Origin of the sequence: Pseudomonas sp. WS 5027, from assembly GCF_012985695.1 — a bacterium.
GTDB classification, from domain to species: Bacteria; Pseudomonadota; Gammaproteobacteria; order Pseudomonadales; family Pseudomonadaceae; genus Aquipseudomonas; species Aquipseudomonas hygromyciniae.
Genome location: NZ_JAAQWU010000010.1, coordinates 76,884 through 98,058, shown reverse-complemented (window position 1 = coordinate 98,058; position 21,175 = coordinate 76,884). Strand labels below are relative to the sequence as shown.

The following is a 21,175-nucleotide window of genomic DNA, read 5'->3' as shown; positions in this document are numbered from 1 at the left end:
TTTGCCTGAAAGGTGATGGGCCAGGAACCAGTGTCAGAGGCTGGATTCTCCTGGGAGGCGGTGTAATTCCGCATGTAAATAATTAGCAGAGACGCTATATGGGCGCGGTCGCCCAACAAGACAATAAGGGGCATGACTGGTGGCGGTAGATCTGAAGGACAACACAAATCTGAAGGCAGCCTGCGAGGCGGTATTGGCTCACAATCGCGAACTGCCCTGGTATCAGAACTGGCTGAAAAAGCTGTCGGAGTTCCTTCGTATTGTACAAGACGCTGATCAGGAAGAGTTTTGTAGTACAGAGTTTCAAGAGCTGCTGTGGGAAAGTGAGGTCATTACAAAAACGGGAATGGGCACGGTCAATGTCTCAGAGGTGATCGCCAACCCTGGAGTCGCCGAATGTCTTTGGAATATTCGGGCATCACTTAAAACTGCTGATGTTCACCTTCGTGATCAGGTGCTCAAGGAAGGCTGGCGCGAGTTGAACCAACTCGTTGTTCCTCCCCTTGTGCGACGCAATCCGAGACTTAAAAAGTATCGTCTTTTTGCAGCGTTGTGCCCAACTGAACTGACTACACTCGCTCACTATCCTAAGTTGCGCACTTTGGCGTCGCTGATAGGTGTAGGAGGCACGGAGCGTGAGCTTTCCCTGCATCGGAGTGTGCTTGAGCGCCTGGACAATGTTTTGGGTGAGCCAGAAAAAGGACTATCAACACCGACGTTGGAGCGCATGACTCTGCCTTGGCTGCTCTACATGAAGTTCGTAAAGGAGCAGGAAGCCGAGTCCACGGAAATCGCTGACCCCGCTACAGGCCAGGAACGCTTGAATCCTTTACCTGCTGAGCGCCGGCGTCGTGGCATGCTCGCCATTGGTGGTGGTATTGCGACCATCAGGGCGATCATTGAGTTCGCCAAAGAGGGATGCAAGCGAGAGGATTTGGTGGAGCACATGCGCTCGATCAATCCAAGTCACGCATTTTCGAGTATCCGAACACAACTCAATTCACTCATTGCCGAATGGGGTGTTCTGCGGGCTCAAGGTGACGAAATCCATCTGACACCGCGAGGTGAGGGACTGCTGGATTCTGGCGAACCTGATGAAGTATCGGACTGGCTACTGACCCGTGTTCTCGGGTTTGATCACATGCTCTATGCATTGCGAAGCGGCCCAATGTCCGTCAGTGCGTTGAATGATGCGTTGAGAAAGGTAAACCCCGGGTGGACCAGCGATCGAGCATTGACCAGTCTGACCTTTTGGCTGCGTGCCCTGCAATTGGTCGAAACCCGTGCCGACAAACTGATGCACCTGACCGAACTCGGTGAAACCTGGGCAGCGCAAATCTACTGGGAACCCCAATCACTTACTCCAGACGCTGGGGCCGTTTCAACCAGCGTAGTGCCATACAGTGAAGAGGCTGTACCGTTCGAGCGACCCTCGCTGGAAACCATCCAGCGTAGTTTTCCCGAAGATATTGCCTTTCCAATCAGCCTGGTTGCTCGCCTTGATGCGGGGCTCTGGAGTCATCCGCGCCGTCACTTCGCCGTACTCACCGGGCTCAGCGGTGCTGGTAAGACAGTACTGGCTCGGGGTTATGCGCTTGCGTTGCATGGGGGGCAAACCAATCCGGCTGAGGGCTTGCTCACAGTCCCCGTTCAGCCAGGCTGGCATGATCCCTCCTGCCTGCTGGGTTACGTCAATCCCTTGAATAGCGAGAGCTACGTACGCACGGCATTTGTCGACTTCCTGCTTAGAGCCAGTGCCGACACCGAACGTCCATACACGGTAGTGCTCGACGAAATGAACCTGTCTCACCCGGAGCAATATTTGGCCCCCCTGCTTTCGGCCATGGAGACAGGTGGTCACATTGACTTCCATGCTCAGGACAATGACATCAGCGGTGTGCCGGCGACCATCACGTACCCGAATAATTTGGTGATTATTGGCACCGTGAATATGGATGAAACGACACATGGCTTGAGCGACAAGGTGCTCGACCGAGCGGCAGTGATCGAGTTCTGGGACATCGATGTTGAAGCATTCCCCGGCTGGAAAACCAGTGTTTTGTCTGAAGCGCAAATTGCCAAGGTACGCGACACGCTCAAGGGGCTGGTAAAGGCCCTGCGCCCGGCACGTCTGCATTTCGGCTGGCGCACTATCCACGATGTCATTGGCTACATCGAACAGGCCGAGCGCGGCGGCGTGATTGACTTCGATGCGGCATTGGATCAAGCCATCTACGCCAAAGTCCTGCCCAAGCTGCGCGGTGAAGACACGCCTCGGGTTCAGGTAGCCTTCGCAGACAGCCGTACCTTGCTGCGGGATATGAAACTGACGGATTCGGCAACCAAAGTCAGCGAATTGCAGGATGATTTGCGCGCTTTGGGTTCCGCGCGATTCTGGCGCTGAAACATGGCGGATATCCGATGCGTTGACAAACAAGGCAGCGAATTCACGGTCAGCCCCGAAGCGTTGGCTTCGGGGTTCATGGAGCGCGGCACTTATTATTTCGAGATTATCCCCGAGTCCCGCTTGTTTGTTGATGATGAGCCGTTAGAGAGCTCGCACCATGAGGCATTTGACGCGTGGCGATGGGAACCGGGTTTCTATGCGGGCAAAGTCATCGCTGAGTTGGTTGATAGCGGCGGAAAAGTCTTAGCGACCTATCACTTTGATGTAGCTCCGGATCAAAACAAGCTTGGCGAAACTTCGTTTGCCGCGATGCTCGATGAACTCCTTGCCTTTGATGCACGTTTGCTGATGGGCAACGAATACGCCCAGTTGGAAGTGGGGCGTGAAGGGCTAACCAGTAACCCGCATCTTCAATATGCCCGGTTGAAACGTTATGGTCCGGCGTTGTTAGCGGCGTTTAACGAAGTCTTGCGCAAGCCGCTGACCCGGTTGCACCGAGAGCGCACATTGCGGCCAGCGCACCAATTGCGTCGTGTTGATCGCCAGACCCTGCGACGTGCCTGGCAAGACCCTGCGGCGATGGCGTTGCTCTACAACCTCGAACGGGCCAATGCCAGCGTTCAGGTGTTGCACTTTGATGTGCCCACTGTGTTCGAAAACTTGGATAATCCAGCCAATCAGGCGTTGGCTGTTGTCCTTGGCGAAATCCTGCGACGTAGCCGACACGTCATTGACGCGTTGCAAAAGATCATTGATGGGGAGGGCGACACGGGGGCTCGCTCCGCGTTGGCCCCTCGGCTTGGACGGCGGATTGAGTTCCTCGAAGGCTTGCACCGCGACCTTCGAAAGATTCAACGCAAGGAACCCTTCGGTTCCATGCGTCAGCCTCAAATTTCCGCTGCCGGGCTCAACGCGATCTCCGCTCATCCTGTTTACGCGCGGGTTTATCGCCATGGATGGTACGTACTGCGTCCTGGTATTGACGGCAGTAGCGAGGGAGAGCGCTTATGGATCAGCCCTACTTGGGAAATATACGAGCGTTGGTGTTATCTCCAGGTGGTGGCCATGATGAAGTCGATCTATCCCGACCTGCAGTGGTGTGATCGTTGGCCAGGCACGAGTCTGGATTACATACGTTGTACAGGACGAGGTATCGACACGCAGGTCGATGTCTGGCTACAGGTAAACTGCCCGGCATTCGACCAGCCAGCCAGTCACGGTTTTTCCAGCATTTCAGGGGCGCGTTACCCCGACATTGTTGTCACCGTGGAAAGCCCGGTGGGGAGCTCGTTTATTGTGATGGACGCCAAGTACCGGGTTGAGCGCAAGTGGGTATTGGAGGGCATGGTGTCTGCTCACTTGTACCGGGACTGCTTGCGCTGGAAAGGCCGCAAACCGAATTTATCGATATTGCTGGTGCCTCGCGCGGGAGGTGCTCCGTTGTTGGAGACGATGACATACCAGCAAGCCAATGGTGTTGGCGTCGCGGTGCTGAGTGTTGAACACAATGGATTGCAGGCTGTGTTAACCCCCTTCGTACCGGGCTTCACAGATTCAGAGTCAACGGAGCTTTCTATGGCCGCAATTCCTTGGCCACTGAACTGAAATTTACGTACCACTGTAAGGGGAAGCGCAATGACAACAATAATTACAAAGGCTCAAGCCGAGTTCGAGCTTGCACTGATGCAAGCCGAAAGTGATTCCATGGCCAGCAGCGATCTTTATATCTGGTTGCGCGAATGCGGTCTGTCGCCGGAAATCGCTGTGCGGCTCAAAGAGCTGGTGAACGTGACCCAACGTATCGGTAACAAGGTTGTCTCCATCGGCAAGCTGATCGTGATGAAGTTGCGGGAGTTCATCACGGCGCACAAGGGGCTGGCCATTGGCACCCTGATGGGCGTGGCCATTGCTTCGCTGGTTGCTGCAATACCGTTGCTCGGTTCGATATTGGCGCCCCTGGGTGCGTTGCTGGGCCTGACGATCGCGGTCTCCGGTCATCAAAGCGATAAGCAACCAACCGAGAACGGGGACGGTGTGAGCTTGCTGGCGCTTCCGCAGAATTTGATGGAGATCGCCCGGACGTACTTCGACCTGTTCATCGAAATGCTCCAGGCTGTCATGGCTGAACTGACTTCGGTGAAAGCCTCATGAGTCGGCAGCCAAAGGTCAGCAAAAAACAGCTGCTCAAAGTTATCGACGAGCTGGAACGCACGCCCCACGACCGTGTACGCATTCTCGGGGAAGTGGGAATCAGCACGCTGGGTATCGGCCTTGGCGCCGCCGCGGCCGGTACTGTGGCGGGTATCGCCGGTGCAACCAGTATTCCGGTTCTCACCACGGCCGCCGGTTGGGTGGGTGTGACTGCCGTGGCGGCGACGCCACTTGGCTGGGCACTCGGCGCTGCGGCCGCCGGTGGCGTTCTGGCATACGGTGTCTCGCGGTGGATTCGCGGCGGTGCAATGTCAGAGGGGCGCAAGCAGGAGTTGTTGCTGGTCTATCAAGAGCGGTTGGCCGAGATGGAGACCAAGGAACGCATGGGGGCTATCACGCTGTTGGACAAGTCCGGCTTTATTTCGTCACTTCGAGAGGTGATCGAGAAAGATGTCATCAGTGCCGATAAGGCGCTGCGCCTGATCGAGGCGGTGGAAGGCGGGAAGATGGCGTTGCCTGAGGCTTATCGATTGGTGAACGGGCTCTTACAAGGGTAGTGCGCGCAGGGTGCAGTAATCAGTAAAACGCCGACGGATCATTCGGTCACGACACGTCTTGTCGTGCTGCACCCTCATGCTCGCCTCATCAGGAATCAGCCAACCACAAGAGGCCGTAGTATGAAAAATCTGTTCGCAGTCATTGGCGTCATCGTCGTTGTAAAAAAGGGCTACGAGTTCTTCCGTGAATACCACGAGATGAAGCAGGAACTGGACAAGCGCACCGGTGATTCAGCCTGACCCAGTGCGGTATCGGCTACTCCATGTTTTCTACGACTAGCAGGTTATCCCATGCCCTGGCCACCGCATCCCTTCACTTTCACCTGCCCCCAATGCCACTGGCATAAAACAACGGTGCCACACAGCGATGCGCTGCGTGAGGGCAAAGACTGGTTTTCGGCCTGCCCTTCATGCCAGCACGTCGATCTGGATGTCCGGCCTGCGACGGGGCTGGAGATCTTCAAAGCCAAGCTGTTGCAACCATTCAGCTGAAGCCCCATCTAGGTGCGAGGTTCGCGATGCGTAACGATGAAGCTGACAGTCACGCGGATGACCTATCACTCGCGGAGGTTGAAGCTGAGGCAGTGGTCGAGTACAGCGAAGAATTCGCCGCCATGATCCTTGATCAGGATACGAATGGCCGGTTCCAGGACATTGATGTCGACGACATGCTCGCACTGCTTGACCGCATGATTCTCGAGGCCCGGGGCTTGGGCAGTGTGCATTAGATGCCTGCTCGGCCGTACAGGTGAGCCTGTATGAATGAGGGGGTGCCGTGAACGCGGTGACGACAAGACGGTGTCACCGCAGGCAGAGCTTAACTCTTGGTCAGCATTAACGAGTGGTCAAATTTGCGGGGCGATACCTGGCCGTCCATGCCTCAATCATCGCAGGCGTGGATACCGCCGCGCACCGCTTTGCCTTCGTCGTCACAGACAGCGATTACAGCGTTCCACAGCGATGCCTTTGGTGCTTCGTTAAGCGGGTCCAGGCAAGCGGGCTGATGGATTACACCGAGCTCACCTTGTCTTCTTCGTGCCCATACGCTGCTGCCGCCCGCCGCAATGTGTCTCTCATCTGTTGGCGTAACTCTGCCGGTTCCTTCACCACCAACGAATCACCCAAAGACAAAATCCACCAGTGCAGTTGCCATGTATTGTTTAGGGTCGCACTCACCTGAAAACCGTCCGACAGCGCTTCCAGCACCATGTCCGTGCTCAATGGTGTCTCTCTAATCAATCGCGCCTGGTGTTCGCTCAGCCAAGCCTTGAAACGAATCTTCTGCGGTTTGCCGAATTGCAAAGCGTCAGTGGCAAGGTATGTTTTCAGCTCGAATGACTCCAGTCCTTGGCAAGGCGTATCGAGCCCCGTAACCGCTCGAAAGCGATGCACTGCGAACTGACGTACATCGGTGTATGGCGCGGCGGTAGCAATGAGATAGGTTACGAGGCCTCGCTGGACAATGGCTAGGGGGTTGAGGGTCAGTTCACTGAGTTTGTCGTTGTGCGCCGAGTAGTATTGGCAGCGCAGCTGCTGCTCGCTGATGAGAGCGTGCTGCAGTGCCTCCAGTGTTTCTGCCCGAATTTCCGGGGCTCGAAGGTTGAAATCCGGCCGAACGCTGGCGACCTTGTCAGGCCAGCGGGCTGCGGGGTTGCCATCTTTGAGGCCTTTGAGTCTTTGCCGAGCGTGCTCGAAGCGCGGTTCCAGAACGCTCAGCATACTGCCCGGAAGCAGCGGGCGGATGGCATCTTCGACTAGCGAAAGACTTACGGCTTCGGTCAGGGTGATGCCCTGCAATTCGACGCTCACGCCTGGCTTCCAGTACCAACCGAATGGCGTACCGCTATCGTTGCACTGCAGTGGAAATACTGTGGACAGATCGCGCAAGTCGCGTTCGATGCTGCGGCGGCTGATAGAGTAACCAGCAGCAACTAAACGGGCCAGCAATTCACTGACTGTAATACCCGGGGCGCGTTTGGGGAGTTGTTGTAACAGCTCCCACTGACGACTCAGGGCGCTGTGAGTCTTGGCTGAAGGCAAAAGGGTCATCCTTGTAGAGTTAAAGCTGGCCATTAGCTGGCGAGTAAGCTTTTAAGCTGCCTATCGGCGTGAATCCACCAACTATGGTGTGGTCAATGCGTGAACCCTCATAGACCGCTGCTGCCCGGTGGATTTCAGTCGAAACTTGGCCAGCGACGCACCTGCCAGCTCGTTGGGACTAGCGAACGGCTGAAACGCCCTAAACGAGCCTTATGAGACGATGCGTGTAATTCGGTGGTTGCGCTCGTCTTGAAACCCCTGCAGGCAAGTAATCAACCAAGAAACAGTTTGAGCAGCACAGAAGAGGTCCCAACGCCTGTTAGCAGTAACAGCCCTAACAGGGTTTTAAATCTAAAGCGTTGTTCCTGTAGCGCCCGCTGGAAGTCTTCACGCTCGGCGCAGAGCATTCCTTTCACACCCTCCAGTTCCGCCGACAGGTTGGCGATGGACTTGCTGTTCTCCTCTTGCTGAGTATTGAGCAGTAAAGTCATGGCCTTGAATGACGTGGCGCTGTGGTGAAGTTGCGCCTGCATCAACTTGGTCAGGCGCTCTTCACTGGACACGATCCCTGCAGCGAGGCTGTTCAGCAACGGCTCCATACCCTCCAGCCGCAGTTGGGTAGTCTGTGCCGCCTGGGTGACGTCGGTGCCGATTTTCGAAACGGCCGAACGCACCTTGTCCACCGCGTCGCCAAGGTCATCATTGGTCGTGGTGAAGCCCGTATCGATTTGTCGCCGAAGGCCGCCTCCCTGAGTTTTTATATCGCTTTGCAACTGGTCGAGATTGTCACCTGCTATACGCCGGGCCTCCTCCACCAACGGTTGGTTTATCAGCTCGTCGAGCAAGCGGCCCAGCTCTTCACGCGCCTGCTGGATCTCGGGTTCAAGGGTTGCACGGTCCATCACTTTTCATCTCCTTTAAGCATCTTGTCGAGCTCGTTCGGCAACAGCAGTCCATAAAAGGCATCACACAGCTGCTCGACACTGTTCCTGGGCCGGGCCACCACATCGCGCACGGTGCTGAGCTCAGTCCTGAAGGCTTCGAAGATGTACTGTTTGAATTTCAAAGCGTGCACCAGGCCTTGCTCCATCCGCTCATTGAAGAGCGCATGTTGCTGCTCGGTCTTCAGCAAATGTGCTTCGGCCTCCTTCAGCTTGAGCTCATGGCGTTGTATTTCCAGTTTCATTGCCTTGAGCATCGTTTCACTACTACGCGTTTGCTGAACAGTACGAGCCAGTGCTGTCCTGAATTGTTTCCCCAACACCCGGTCAGCCGCCTGGGCATAGGTGTCACACACGATATCTGCCTGGTTTCGAAGGACCGAGGCATCGGTCTGGAAGTTGCTGCTCAGCAAGTAGTTGTCGGTCCAGTATCCGTCGAGTCGGTCCCCGATCATGCGCAATGCCGCGGTGGAGGGCGGGCCTGTGTCACTCTCATCAAAATTGGCAGAGGAGTGTTTCAATCCGTCCCAGAGATTGCTCCAAAGGCGGCGAATACGGATCCGGAACTCATTCAGCGCGTCTTGAAGCACGGGCACGGTCTCACCGCTGGCGAGTTTGATATCGGCGGTAAAGTACTGCTTCAGGCGTTTTGCGTAGGCGCCCCGATTGAAATGCCTCAGACGCTGCTCATGACGACGGCGCTGCCGCTCCATGCCCTGGTGATCGCCTACTGCATCGTTCAACTGCGACTCGGCATCCCTCACGCGCTGTTGCGCTTTGGTAATCGCCTGTTCCAGAACAGGTCTCTGGGTGTCGAATGCGTCGTTGTGGCGCTGGACCTTTGCTTCAATGAACTCCCCCACCCGAAAGGCAGACCACAATCGGGCATACGGGCTGGCGGCGTCCGTAATGCTGGTTAGCAATTCACCGCGCAATGCCTCGATTACGCTACTTGCACGCTCGAAGTAAGCTTGCGAATGATTGCGCATGTTTTCCAGAGAATCACCAAACTCCAGCGGATAAATATGCTTGAGCATCTCCAGCGGTGGCTTTTCATCGTGGGTGCACATTTCATCGTAAAGGTGCTGCTGAACATCGCGAGCCGTAAGGGGGCTCGCGTCCTGGGCCTTGCCGAACCAGGTCTGGAAACTTGCCGGAGAAAAGGTATAGGTCAATACCACGCGAAACCGGCTGGGTTGCAGCATCCAGTCGTTGAGTGCCTCAAAATCGAGGGCGCGAGGGTGAAGAAAACCGAGGTTGTCCGCACGCCCCACCAGCAGGATCAAATCAGCCGAGGCGACATATCGCTCGGCGATTCGCCTGACGACCTGTTGTTCGTGTTCGTTGATCGCATTGATCCCCGGAATATCGATCAGCCGCAGATCCAGGCTGAGCGCCCCCTCTCCTTCACTCTGGAAAAACATGCCCGGAATACGGACATTCATGAGGGGCGAGGAATGGGCGCTGCCAGTCATGACTTGTTCGCGAATCTCACCAAAGCGCTCCGCGGCCTCGTCATTGCTCAAGCCCGTCGGGTCTTCTTCCAAGTACCAAAGATCGTCAGGGGAGCGCCCATAGCGAATTGGTGCGGCGGTAGACGATTTACCCAGCCGCTGCCCGCCCCGCAATACCTCGGAGACCGCCGGCAACGCATCCTTGCGAATGCCGAGCAGATCAAGAATCAACGTGGTCTTGCCAACCTGAGTGGTGCCGTAGACCACCACGGTAATATGCTCCGAGCGGGTGAAATCCCCGACCAGCTCAGGGTCCACCTCGGCGACGAAGCGGTCATAGGCGTGCTGGGCCCAATCGTTGCGTTGGCGAAACTTTTGCGTCCAGATATCAGCCACGGTCCAGAGCCTTGATCACGTTGGTGCGGGCCACGTCCATGCGGTGCAAATTGCGGGTCAACGAATCGTGCTTGGTCAACTCACCCCCCAGTCCATAAGCCAGGCGCAGGTTTCTGGTCATCCGGTCGTCGAGGTTTTCCATCAGGTCATCGTAGAGTTCGAGGCTTTTCTGGATGTGCGATTCGGCAAAGTGCATCAGGCTTTCCCGGATAAAGCCTTTTTTCGCCGCGTCGTACGCCTGAACCTGATTGGCCGTTTTGTAAGCGATGAAGCCAACCGCGATGGCTCCCGCAGCCGCCATCGAGAGCGTACCGCCCAGCCCAGTCGCCGCGCCCCCACCGGTAAGAGTGTTCAAGACATCGAACTGCCCATCAATGGCAACGTCTACCGCCATGATGGCGGCAATGGACTTGAGGAGCGGACCGAAAGTTTTTTGAGCCTGTGGCAGCTCGGTTTCGATTTCCGTTCGCAGTGCGTTGAAGTCGAAATTCGCCAACTCTTTGTTGAGCAATTCGGGCTTACGCAGAGCAATGGCTTGATTAATCCGAACGTATTCCATCGTCATCGCGGGCAGTTGGCGCAGGACCTCCTCCAGCTGCTCACTCTGCAATAGTTGCGGGGTGAGGTTTTCCTCGTCTTTCAGGTTTTGCCCCATCAACAAACGCAGATCCTGGCGAAGTTCGAGGAGCTTATCGTCGGGAATTTGCTCCCTGGTGGTCCCATGGCCGATCAGGTTGTGCAGTGGCTGTTGTGTCAGTGCCGGTGTCCCTTGTGCAGGCGGCTCGATTTCAAGTTCCTTGCGAGACATATCGGTGATGGCGCGATAGTCACTGATCAACGGTGACTGGCCTTGATCGTCCGCGCCGTTCCAACAGTCGACTATGCGCTTGTGGAAACGCTGTTCATGTTCACCCGACTGGAACGTTAGAAAATTACCGGCCTGACGCAGCTTGGCCGTCAGGTTTTCCTCTTCTTTGATGTATTTATCTGTCGCAATGCCGATCGCGTGATTGGCATAGCTGATCATGTTGTTTCGCAGTTCCTTCGCGTACCGGCGCCGATAGTGATCGGACGCTTTGCGGAATGCGGAACGAACTTTCTCGACCTGGCGCTCCTTCAGATGCTCGCTGATACCTTCTCCCGCCGCTTCCTCGCGAAGCGCCGCAGAAACATTATCCAGCTCATCATTGATGATGCGTTCCAGCTCTTCGATCCGAACGGTCTCCGAGCCCGCCGAAGATAAGGCGTACTTACCGACAATGTCCATGATGTTGCGGGTCCATTTCCTCCGATAATCCTCATCTCCCACGCCCGTGCAGATGATTCGATCCTGTTCGTGTCCAGGGACTTCGAACACATCGGCAACCGTTGTAGTAAGGTCCTCAATCTGCTGGTTTTCCAAGGCTTCTGTCTTGGTAACGGCAATGACGGGCTTGCGATCGGGGAAATACCGAGATTTGAGATCAGCCAGAATCTTTACCTGGGCGTTATCGGCAATTCGAGTGCGGTCGGTAACCAGTACGCTACCCAACGAGTGGATCAACGTGTGGCGCATCAACCCCTGCCATTCGGCGTTGTCGCGGTTGAGCATCTCGTAACCCGGTAACAGAACAAGCCCGAAACTCTGAGCCGAAAAATATTGTTTCGGCACATACAGCTTGGTGAACAGGTAATCATCGTTGACGTCGTAAGCGCTGATGATTCGGCGGAAAGACTCCTTGTCGAGTGCCTCTTCCTCCCTGCCATCAGGGCCTGGCTTGTAACGTACTCCGACGGCATAAGGTGCCGCACAGTCCTTCTCAAGGATAAAAACCGGTACTCGTTCACCACGGCCCTGGTTATCAACCAACCACTCGTGTTCACCGTTGAGGTTATAGAGCTCCCTGACTAGGCGCGTCTTGCCCGCACTTTGGCTACCGGCAACGCAGATGTAATACAGGGACGAAAGTTCGCGCGTAATCCGCAATTTGCGCAACACGGACTTCAACGTGGCACGGTGGGCGGAACGGCTATCGAGCCCGGCCACTACATCCAGAACGCCGGCCACGGCGTGTTCAAGATTCTTGATCAGATCAGGGGTCACTTCATCATCCTTTTTGGGTTGACCGACGATGCCTTTCAGGCGAGTCGGAAGGTTATCGGCTGGTCACTAATGAGCTTTAAGTTCTGCGCATGTAATCGTGGCAATCACCCGTGCACGAAAACCTGCGTCCCCACATGTATCAGCACACCCACCAAGCCACCCACCAGCGTTCCGTTGATCCGGATGAACTGTAGGTCTCGGCCCACATGCGCCTCCAGTTGCTCCACCAGTTCCTCCTCATTCCACTGCTCGATTCGCTCGCGGATGTAGTTACCGATCTGGGCTCGATAGCGTTCGACCATCGGCCCGGCGAGGGCGAGGACTTGTTCGTTGATCCAGTTTTGCATGGCAGCGTCTTCGCTCAGGGCTTCGCCCAGTTTGAGTACGCCGGCGTTCAGGTGTTGTCGCAGGGTGGAAGTGTCGCTTTGGATATCGGCTTCGAACCAATCGACGACACCGTCGACCAGATCGGTGAGGTAGTCGTGCAGTGTCGGGTGTTGGATGAGTTGTGCGCGCAATTGGCTGGCGCGCAGACGAAAGGCCGGGTCATCCTTGAGCTTGGCGACCAAGTCCAGCAATTGCTCGTTAAATTGCTTGCGCAGTTCGTGCTCGGGGTCTTCGTTGACTTCACTGATGACAGTAGAAATGCGCTTGACCAATTTGTCGGATGTCCAGTTACCGGCCAGCCCACTGAAGGATATTTCCTTGCCGAAGACGTTGAAGCGCAAGATGTCCAGTTCTGCAGCGATCAAGTCACCGATGCGCTTTTGCGTGGTCTCGCTTTGCATCATCAGATCGATCTGATCAAGCAGGCCTTCAAGTACTTCTTGAGACCTTCCGTCGTCGGTGAGTACTTCAAGCAGCTGGCCGCTCATACGTGCGAGATCGATTTGTTCCAGGCGTGCGAAGGCGGTGCTGCGCACGAATTGGCGTACGCGCTCATCGCGCAGGGCACCTACACCGTGACCGGCCAGGCGCAAGGATAGGTTGGAAAGTGCGCTAACGTGGGCAGGCGTCGAGAGCCACACGGAAAGCCGTTTGGCGGTGTCGAATTCGCCGACTTTGGCGAGTACTTGTTCGCGAGAGAGGAAGTGCGTACAGATGAAGTCGCCGAGGTTGGCGCCGATGCGCGCCTTGTTGCGCGGGATGATCGCGGTGTGCGGGATAGGCAGCCCGAGTGGACGTCGGAACAGGGCTGTGACCGCGAACCAGTCGGCAATGGCGCCAACCATCGCTGCTTCCGAAAACGCCTTGAGGTAGCCGGCAAATACGGGTTGCGCATGGGCAAGTTCAAGCGCCGTCACGTAGAGAGCAGCCGCCATCAATAATAACCCGGAGGCAATTGTCTTCATCCGGGCTAGCGGCGTGTCGAGTTTGAACATTAACGAGTCCTTGATGGGGATTGGCGTAGCTACAAAAAAATCTTCAGGGAAACCACCTATGGATCCAAATCCTGAATGAGTGGTAGCTTATAGCCATCTGCGGCAAGATGTGTCGCGTCCGGTTGCGAATTCCACAAAATTCGCCTTATCACTGCTTTCTTTCACCAGTCTCAAGGAACATCCTGGAATGGATTACCAGACGCTCAAAGCACGCCATCGTATCGAACGCGATGCTCATCACCCGAATTTGGCTTTACGTGTGCACCGGGCTTTGAGCTGGCTGAACCGTGCTGAGCAGGCTGAGGATGTGGACGGGCGATTTATTTTTTTATGGATTGCCTTTAATGCGGCCTATGCCACGGACATTGATGAGCAGTATCGGTTGTCCGAGCAGGAGTCATTCAAGAGCTTTTTGCAAAAACTCTGCACGCTGGATACCGGGAACCTGATCGAAAAGCTTGTTTGGTCGGAGTTCGCCGGCAGTATCCGTGCGCTATTGGATAACCCCTATGTGTTCCAGAGCTTCTGGGATTTCCAGAACGGCAAGATCACTGAGGTGGAGTGGGAGGAGCGTCTGCGGAGCGGCAAGCGCAGTGCACAGTCGGCGCTGGCCAACCGTGATACGGCGAAAGTGCTGGGGGTGATGTTTAACCGCATTTACACCCTGCGCAATCAGTTGATTCACGGCGGCGCGACCTGGGATGGCAGCGTCAACCGGGCGCAATTACGTGATTGTGCGAACTTGCTCGGCAAGTTGGTACCGCTGGTGATTCTGTTGATGCTCGATAACCCACGCACACTGTGGGGCGATGCCTGTTACCCGGTGGTCAAGACCTAGTACTTCGGTTTTTGAACATTTTTCGCACAGGAACATGTTCCGCACCCTCAGCTAAGGTTGCATTTCACTGTCAGCCTGAGCGCTGCTCAAATACTTGCTCAAGTCCTTCGCCGTATCACGGTTTAAATCGGGCCCCGCTTGCGTGAGCAGTCATTGGGTTGGATCTAGTCAACTGCAGACCCCAACGCGTTCTGAAATCCAATTCTCGGACAACGCCAGCCTCAAACTCTCCAACTTAACGGGGTCCGATTCAGGTTCTGTTCGCCCGCCAAGCGCTATTGGAATGAGCCCAGGCGCCGATACACGTCCGACCGGGCAGTCTTTGGTAAGCTGTTGTGGCTGCCAATGCACTGCTTCGGCTTGCTCCGCAACCGTTGATCCCCTGCAGACTTCTCTCATGAATACCTCGAATGGTGCACGAAATTGTGTCTGAAACAGTCAAATATGCCCCGGATGAACTCATAGGCAAGAGTGATGCGGAACTGTTGTCACTCCTCAAAAAATCTTGGGGATATGCGGCAGATCAGCCGCTGACAGTGATTGGAAAGTTTACTGCCGGGGAGGGTGGTCAACGTCCATATTTCCTCACACTTTTGAGAAGCACGAACGATTCCAGCAGGCTTGAATATCCTGTCGACGTATACCCCATAAGCCATAGGGTATACATCAGTCCGCGCGATGGATCCTTTCTGCTTGAAAGAAACGAAGGCGCTGTTTATTACACAGCACGTGTTCAGCTCAGCCCTGAGATTGAGCGGGAGCGTCAACGAAATCGGCTGACGCTTCAGACGGTATCGGGCAGTCTAGAAGCTCTCGAAGAGCTGCCGTTCGAGCTGGGTTCCAAAGTCATGGAGGAGGGGAAGGTGTTCTTGGAAAAGTCGATTGTTGACTTCTACAGGCACAAGCACCGAACCCAGCTAGAGGCTGATTTCACGTTACTCAAGTCCGAACTCGAGCAGGAGCAGGCTCACCTTGACGAGTCTGTTGCGCAATTGAAAAGCGACGAGAAACAAATCAGCGAGCAACTTGATAAAAAGACCAGAAGTCTGCAACAGACCCAAGAGCAGGTGCAAGTACAGCACCAGCGGCTGAGTGTGCTGACAGAAAATTACCAGACCAGGAAAGCCGTAATGGATAGCCAGCTCGCGCGATTGAATGATTTTGTCAGGGACAAGGCCGATACATTGTTGCGTCTGGGGTTTCTTGATGAACGAGACATGCAGGCCCTGTTGGGTGAGGCGCAGCAGCATGACGCGACGGAGTGTCATGACTTCGAGCTGGTGTTCGGGTTGGACGCCGATGCCGCTATTGCCCATATACAGGCTTTTCTGCACGCCAGAGGTATTTACTACAGGCAGGCGTTGCTGAAGGATTTTCTGGCGTTGCTCAGAACCCAGGATCTGATCGTGCTGGCTGGCGACTCGGGCTCGGGCAAGACCTATCTGGTCAAGTCTTTCGCGCAGGCCATTGGTGGCAAGGCAATTGTCATTCCGGTGAAGCCGAACTGGACCAGCACCGAGGATCTGCTGGGTTACTACAATCCGTTGGAAAAGCGCTACATCACCACCCAGTTTCTTGATGCGCTGATCGAGGCGGCCAACAATCCGCAGGTTCCTTATCTGATTTGCCTGGACGAGATGAACCTGGCTCGTGTGGAGTACTATTTTGCCGACTTCCTGAGTTTGCTTGAGGAACGCAGCAAACAGCCCGAGATCTTCCTTTATTCCGATACCGAAGCGTCCCATGTGCAGCGTGAATTCGACACTTTCCTCAAGCTTGTGGACGAGGTAATGGGCGAGGGCAAGTCGCAGTCGCTGACCGACTTCACCGACTTGCTGAAGGACGAAGAAGCCAATGCCAGGCTGCACAAGCTCTGTGGTTTCCAGGATGGTGAGTCCCTGCTCAAGTATCATTCCCAACTGCGCCGGGTACTCGCCGGTCTGGTCCGAACGCCATCTTCGATTACACTGCCGGCCAACGTGCGCTTTGTCGGCGCCATCAACGTGGACGAAACCACACATTACCTGTCGCCCAAGATCCTAGATCGAGCCCATGTGATTCGTTTTAGCAATCCGCTGTTGTTTGACTGGCAGGCATTCGAGGCCGAACTGCAACCCCAGAAACTGGATGTAAGTATGCCGGTTCGCTTGCAGGCGGTTCACCTGGGCGAACGTGCGCCTTACCCAGAGTTTGATCGAAGCGATGTATTTGTTGGGGTTCTGGTCGATATGGCCCGGGAGTTTCTCAGCAAGCTTGGTATTGAGTTCGGTCTCAGAACGGTTCGTCAGGCAAGAAACTACGCTTTTGAATCAAGACGTCTGGGCCTGGACGATGCGACTTTGCTGAACAATTTCATACTGCACAAGGTGCTGCCGAAGCTGATGCTCGATGGTTCGAAAAAGGTATCCGAAGGCATCACCCGCAAGGATGTCCTGCAGCAGATGCGTGTTTTCCTCGAACAGAGAATCGACGCGATTGAGGGAATAGGTGGCGAGGACAGCTGTATTGCTGAACTGGATGAACTGCTGCGCAACGCCGAAGCCAATGATTGGGTCGTCAATTACTGGGCCCGGTGATGCAGCCGAATCTTGAGTTCCGTAACCTGGACATCTCCTGGGCTGATGCGGAGACCCTACTGAAACTTGAGTCCTCCAGCGATGCCCTTGATGCGGTTGAGAGCTGCGGTGTCTACCGAGTGGAAACCACTACATTCAGACGGTATCAGCCATGGCTGGGGCTGCGCATAAATGAGCCGCTCGTACATCCTCCATACTGCATGCTCGGCAGTGGTGGGCAGATCCCGCTGCTGCCGGTTAAGGATCCAGCCACTCGGCAAATCTGGTGGATCCACAGCACCGGTTGGGATGAAAAGAACACTCGACATCTGTCGGAAATGTACCGGACGGCTGGTACCGTAGAGCTGGTTGTCCAGAACCGACGCTACGATCTGGTCGTGCACACGGCCAATTTCAACGTGGACGAACTGGAGTATTACCTGCGCGATTTCAAGAATGAGTTGTGGATGCTGATTCTGAATGAGCAAAGTGCCATCAAGGGGCGCACGGAGCAGGAGGTGCCCAACCTGTATTCGGATGAACTGGTTGATCGCCTCAAGGACTTTGTCGAGGCCTTGGAACATATCGCTAAAACGCCGGGGGTCGAGCTCAAGGAGATACAGGCCTTGATGCCGGCAAGATCAGTCAGACCTATCAATCGAACGTTCATGGAGCTTGCCACCAAGGGGCAGTCACGTTTTCTAACGGGGCGCACTTTTCAGGAAAGTCTGAATACACCGGACAACCAGCATTTGCACTACTGTCTTTCCAGAGTCAACTACCTCGTCAGCAGATTTCGTGAGATTGGTTCTGCCCGGATCAGGGCATTCGAGCTTGCCATGGCATCTGATCTGTCACGACTGCAAGAGCTTGCGCAAACCGAGTTTCGCGTTGTTGATCAGACGGTCTTTGACAACGAAATACGTGAAATTGAAAGGGAGTTGCGTCGCAACGAAAACGTGTTTCAGGACGCACTGAGTGGCCAGAAGGAATGCTCTGTAGCAGGGCTGCGCAAGGGAGGCTGCAATATTGTCCTTGGGAAGCTTTTCCGTAACGCAGAGACCGAGTTTTTCTGCAATCAGGTTAATGGCCGTGATTACAAAAAAGAAATCAGTGATGGAAAGTATCTAACCGTAAAACTTCCAGGTTCATTTGCTTCGTTTGCTCAGAAGTTTCAACAGAGCAAGTTCGAATTCAGGGTTGAGGGCTTTTACAGGAAGTTAAGTTATGAAAGGGCTGATCAGCTTGAGTTTTTTTACGTTAATAGCGTGGCCATTTCTAAAAGCCCCCTGCAACAAATTTTGGATCGACAGCTTGAGCAGCGCTATGAGTTAGCAAGGAATGAATGGAAAATCCCTCTGGTTAGTGCAGAGCGAAGTGAGGTAAAAAAGGAACTGAAGACTCTTCAGGCAAGAGCCTGGCTATATGAAGAGCAGGTTACTAGTCTCAATGATTTCATCATAAAAGTGCTTCCACTTGAAAAACGCCTTGCAGAGTTGCGTGGTTTTCTCCGCAAGCAGGGTGTTGGGCAGCGCCACTCGTTTCCAAACTCGATGGCCTTCGTCCAGAACCCGGACTACGCCATGTCGCGTGCCTCCTACAGGAAGATCATGGCCATGCCGGGCATGGATGCAAGCCTGTTCGAGTCGATGACGGTGATCGAGCAGATCGGACTGGTGAATGTCGCCAGCTTGTATGAAAAGTGGTGCCTACTGAAAATACTGAAAGTGTTGACCGAAATATACGGGTTCACTATCCGGGATGATGATTGGAAAAGACGGCTAGTTCAGGCGGTGAAGTGCAATCAATTTGATGTCTCATTTGATCTGCATTGTGTCAAGCGCAAACAGCGGATCAGACTGACCTACGAGAAACAACTTGCTTCAGGGAAACGTCCGGATTTCGTGCTGGATTTCTGTGTATATGACTTGCTGTCCAATATGGATTCGCCACCTGCAGTTCCTGCTTTGAGTGCCCGCCTGATCATGGATGCCAAATTCCGTGATGGCCTCAATGATGACTCCTTGGCTGAACTGGTTCAGGACATGTATCTGGGCAAGAACTACTCGGAAGACGGGAGCAACCAGGTTTTCATTCTGCATCCCAGTCGCCAGGCAATCAGCAGGCGCACATCACCTCTGGAGTGGGGGCGTGATTGTGATTATGGACAGATAGTCGACCATAGGTATGGTGGCATCTATCTGGCGCCGAGTCTCAAAGGAAAGTCATCACTGGACAATCTGCAACGATTGATCGGCATGGTGTTGCAGAGTTTAGCCACGCACCGCGGTGGAGGTAGGACCGAGGAGAAGCTTGTTCACAGCTTCACTTGCATAGGTTGCGGAAATCACGATCAGAACCGCCTCGTGGTTGATATTTCAACTACTGGTGGCGGCAACAATCGAGTGGTCATTGAGTGTTCAGCATGCAGCCTGATTTCCATCAGAACCGTATGTGTCCACTGTTCGGCCGATCTGTACAAAAACGGCTATTACTGGACCTATCACCGCACCCGTGCTGCTCAGATTTCAAATGTGGTGTGCCCAAGTTGTAATAGTTTTCTTTGATGGAAGGCTTCCAAAATCATGACGGCTATTTGGAGCACTGGCTATAAAACCAAGCCTATTTCCTTTGGGATGGTTTGAATTGGTCCTAATTTTCCGTGCCGATAACCCAGTTACTTCAAAAGCCGACCTGCCGGCCAGGCGCTCGGGCTATGTGCTCCGAGTTTTGCCCTGTTTGGTCGCTGTGCCTGGGCATTCGCAACGTCATCATGAACGGCATGTGCTTCCAGGTGTCCAGTATGTCAGCCCATTGCTGCATCATCTTGGCGCGATCTGCCAGACTACGCGTGGTTGTAAAAGCGCCTGACGGCATTGAGCTCTGTTTGGGGGCGGTCGTCGCACTGTCTACGTAAACTACTTATAATTCAGTAGCTTATGATTCTGCTTGAGCTTTGATTAGCGCTCGCCAAAGCGCTTTCAGCATTTTCCTGTCATTGTGTTGCGCTGCTTTTGTTGGAGGTTCTAACGCATCGATACTACTTTCATGCCTCTGGTTCCCTGAATGGCTGAGACTGACAAGCTGCCAGTGGCGGCTTGCTGGATGTGTTCACTCCACCAGATCATCATCGGGCGTCTTCTCTCAATGTAATCCGCACGATTGTAGGCGCTACGCACTTCGTCCTTGTCGACGTGTGCAAGTGCGACCTCGATCAGTTCGGCGTCCCATCCCTGTTCGTTCAGGATGGTACTGGCCATGGAGCGCATGCCGTGGCTCACCAATCGACCTTCAAAGCCCATTCGTTTCAGGGCCATGTTTGCTGTCTGGCTGTTGCAGTGAGTCCGTGGGTCTCTGTCAGCAGGGAAAACGTAATCTCTGTGGCCGCTGTAGGGTTTGATCGTCTCTAGCAGGGCAAGTGCGTGTTCGGTCAGCGGTATGACGTGAGCACGACGCTTCTTCATACGCTCCGCTGGAATCGTCCAGGTTTTCTTGTCGAGATCGATGTCCGCCCAAGAAGTCGTAGCGGCTTCGGCAGGTCGGGTCATTGTGTGAAGTTGCCATTCGATAAGGCAGCGTGTTGTTCTTTTTATGCTCGCATTGGCGATGGCAACCATCAGCTCTGGCAGCTCTTCGGGACGGAGGGCGGCCATGTTTTGCTTTTTCGGTTTTTTGAAAACCGCTCGGATGCCGCTGAGCGGATTGGCAAAGATCATTCCTGAGTTCACGCCGTAGGTCATGATCTCGTTGAGTCGTTGGGTCAGTCGCTTCACTGTCTCCAGACTGCCCTTCGTTTCCAAAGGACGCAGCAACTCGATGACCATAGGGGCATTGATCTGCGAGATAGGTGTTGTTCCCAGTGATGGGAAGACATGCAGTGTGAGCGAGCGCCAGATGTCCTCGGCATAAGCCTGAGTGACCGAATCCTTTTTCAGTTCAAACCAGGCAGATGCCACGTTCTCGAATGTGTGCTCGGTTGCCTGCCTTTTTGTCTGCTCCAACTCGCTACGTTGTTCTTTCGGGTCGATGCCCTGGGCGAGAAGCTCTCTGGCTTCGACTGTCTTCTTCCTGGCTTGCGCAAGTGAGAGCTCTGGATAGGTACCGAGGCCCATATTGATGCGGTTTTTGGTAATTGGCTGGCGGTAGTTGAAGTTCCATAGCGTAGAGCCATTGACCCGCACGCGCAGCTGTAAGCCATTTCCATCGCTGAGGACGTAGTCCTTGTCTTTCGGCTTTACCGCTTTGAGCTGGCGGTCAGAGAGGCGGGTGGCTTGGGCGCACATGAGGTGTTCCATGACATCAATTGGTATTCCAAAAATTACCACTGAAGGGCTTGGAATACCATCTGGAATACCCGATAACGTGGATTGT

General features: G+C 54.6%; 15 protein-coding genes. 9 read left to right on the top strand and 6 right to left on the bottom strand.

The annotated features are described in order from the left end of the window. The first annotated feature begins 139 nt into the window (after positions 1-139). From HBO09_RS14265 to HBO09_RS14240, 6 genes are all read left to right on the top strand, one after another. Positions 140-2,404, top strand: a complete 2,265-nt coding sequence (locus HBO09_RS14265; RefSeq protein ID WP_044268671.1) for a hypothetical protein — start codon at positions 140-142, stop codon at positions 2,402-2,404. Positions 2,405-2,407: 3 nt separating this feature from the next. Then, positions 2,408-4,012, top strand: a complete 1,605-nt coding sequence (locus HBO09_RS14260) for a DUF2357 domain-containing protein (RefSeq protein WP_044268663.1) — start codon at positions 2,408-2,410, stop codon at positions 4,010-4,012. Positions 4,013-4,111: 99 nt separating this feature from the next. Then, on the top strand, positions 4,112-4,558 hold the full coding sequence (locus HBO09_RS14255) for a hypothetical protein (protein WP_235369364.1): 447 nt from the start codon (positions 4,112-4,114) through the stop codon (positions 4,556-4,558). Beyond that, positions 4,555-5,115, top strand: coding sequence for a hypothetical protein (locus HBO09_RS14250; RefSeq protein WP_044268656.1), 561 nt, complete (start codon positions 4,555-4,557; stop codon positions 5,113-5,115). Before HBO09_RS14255 ends, HBO09_RS14250 begins: the two co-directional genes overlap by 4 nt. A 291-nt stretch (positions 5,116-5,406) precedes the next feature. Then, complete coding sequence (locus HBO09_RS14245) at positions 5,407-5,607, top strand: hypothetical protein (protein ID WP_044268654.1); 201 nt, start codon at positions 5,407-5,409, stop codon at positions 5,605-5,607. A 26-nt stretch (positions 5,608-5,633) separates the two neighbouring features. After that, positions 5,634-5,843 (top strand): hypothetical protein, encoded by a 210-nt coding sequence (locus HBO09_RS14240; protein WP_044268652.1) that lies wholly within the window; start codon positions 5,634-5,636, stop codon positions 5,841-5,843. A 280-nt stretch (positions 5,844-6,123) separates the two neighbouring features. Here the strand turns inward: HBO09_RS14240 and HBO09_RS14235 are convergent, their stop codons facing one another. The 5 genes from HBO09_RS14235 to HBO09_RS14215 form a co-directional block, all read right to left on the bottom strand. Beyond that, positions 6,124-7,155 carry a WYL domain-containing protein gene (locus HBO09_RS14235; protein ID WP_044268649.1) on the bottom strand — a complete coding sequence of 344 codons (1,032 nt, stop codon included), beginning with the start codon at positions 7,153-7,155 and terminating at the stop codon, positions 6,124-6,126. Between the two features lie 272 nt (positions 7,156-7,427). After that, positions 7,428-8,057, bottom strand: coding sequence for a hypothetical protein (locus HBO09_RS14230; protein ID WP_044268646.1), 630 nt, complete (start codon positions 8,055-8,057; stop codon positions 7,428-7,430). Continuing rightward, positions 8,057-9,946: a dynamin family protein gene (locus HBO09_RS14225; protein ID WP_044268643.1), complete on the bottom strand. Its 1,890-nt coding sequence runs from the start codon at positions 9,944-9,946 to the stop codon at positions 8,057-8,059. Before HBO09_RS14225 ends, HBO09_RS14230 begins: the two co-directional genes overlap by 1 nt. After that, positions 9,939-12,029: a hypothetical protein gene (locus HBO09_RS14220; RefSeq protein WP_044268641.1), complete on the bottom strand. Its 2,091-nt coding sequence runs from the start codon at positions 12,027-12,029 to the stop codon at positions 9,939-9,941. The genes HBO09_RS14225 and HBO09_RS14220 overlap by 8 nt, the downstream gene beginning before the upstream one ends. 104 nt (positions 12,030-12,133) lie before the next feature. Continuing rightward, positions 12,134-13,411 (bottom strand): DUF445 domain-containing protein, encoded by a 1,278-nt coding sequence (locus tag HBO09_RS14215; protein WP_153429524.1) that lies wholly within the window; start codon positions 13,409-13,411, stop codon positions 12,134-12,136. Between the two features lie 187 nt (positions 13,412-13,598). Between HBO09_RS14215 and HBO09_RS14210 the strand changes: the two genes are divergently transcribed. The 3 genes from HBO09_RS14210 to HBO09_RS14200 all read left to right on the top strand — a co-directional run bounded on the left by HBO09_RS14210 (position 13,599) and on the right by HBO09_RS14200 (position 19,371). Next, complete coding sequence (locus HBO09_RS14210; RefSeq protein WP_044268637.1) at positions 13,599-14,249, top strand: HEPN domain-containing protein; 651 nt, start codon at positions 13,599-13,601, stop codon at positions 14,247-14,249. Positions 14,250-14,659: 410 nt separating this feature from the next. Then, entirely contained in the window at positions 14,660-16,825 is a 2,166-nt protein-coding gene (locus HBO09_RS14205) for an AAA family ATPase (RefSeq protein WP_044268634.1), read from the top strand. Further along, entirely contained in the window at positions 16,798-19,371 is a 2,574-nt protein-coding gene (locus tag HBO09_RS14200) for a nuclease domain-containing protein (protein WP_169995179.1), read from the top strand. The genes HBO09_RS14205 and HBO09_RS14200 overlap by 28 nt, the downstream gene beginning before the upstream one ends. Before the next feature lie 459 nt (positions 19,372-19,830). On the opposite strand, the gene HBO09_RS14195 is transcribed toward HBO09_RS14200, so the two are convergent. Continuing rightward, positions 19,831-21,087 (bottom strand): integrase domain-containing protein, encoded by a 1,257-nt coding sequence (locus HBO09_RS14195; protein WP_044268624.1) that lies wholly within the window; start codon positions 21,085-21,087, stop codon positions 19,831-19,833. Positions 21,088-21,175 lie beyond the last annotated feature (88 nt).

Coding starts and splice junctions, on each gene's coding strand:
- HBO09_RS14260 (WP_044268663.1), top strand. CDS start 2,408: ATGGCGGATATCCGATGCGTTGACAAACAAGGCAGCGAATTCACGGTC.
- HBO09_RS14255 (WP_235369364.1), top strand. CDS start 4,112: ATGGCCAGCAGCGATCTTTATATCTGGTTGCGCGAATGCGGTCTGTCG.
- HBO09_RS14250 (WP_044268656.1), top strand. CDS start 4,555: ATGAGTCGGCAGCCAAAGGTCAGCAAAAAACAGCTGCTCAAAGTTATC.
- HBO09_RS14245 (WP_044268654.1), top strand. CDS start 5,407: ATGCCCTGGCCACCGCATCCCTTCACTTTCACCTGCCCCCAATGCCAC.
- HBO09_RS14240 (WP_044268652.1), top strand. CDS start 5,634: ATGCGTAACGATGAAGCTGACAGTCACGCGGATGACCTATCACTCGCG.
- HBO09_RS14230 (WP_044268646.1), bottom strand. CDS start 8,057: ATGGACCGTGCAACCCTTGAACCCGAGATCCAGCAGGCGCGTGAAGAG.
- HBO09_RS14215 (WP_153429524.1), bottom strand. CDS start 13,411: ATGTTCAAACTCGACACGCCGCTAGCCCGGATGAAGACAATTGCCTCC.
- HBO09_RS14210 (WP_044268637.1), top strand. CDS start 13,599: ATGGATTACCAGACGCTCAAAGCACGCCATCGTATCGAACGCGATGCT.
- HBO09_RS14205 (WP_044268634.1), top strand. CDS start 14,660: ATGGTGCACGAAATTGTGTCTGAAACAGTCAAATATGCCCCGGATGAA.
- HBO09_RS14195 (WP_044268624.1), bottom strand. CDS start 21,087: ATGTGCGCCCAAGCCACCCGCCTCTCTGACCGCCAGCTCAAAGCGGTA.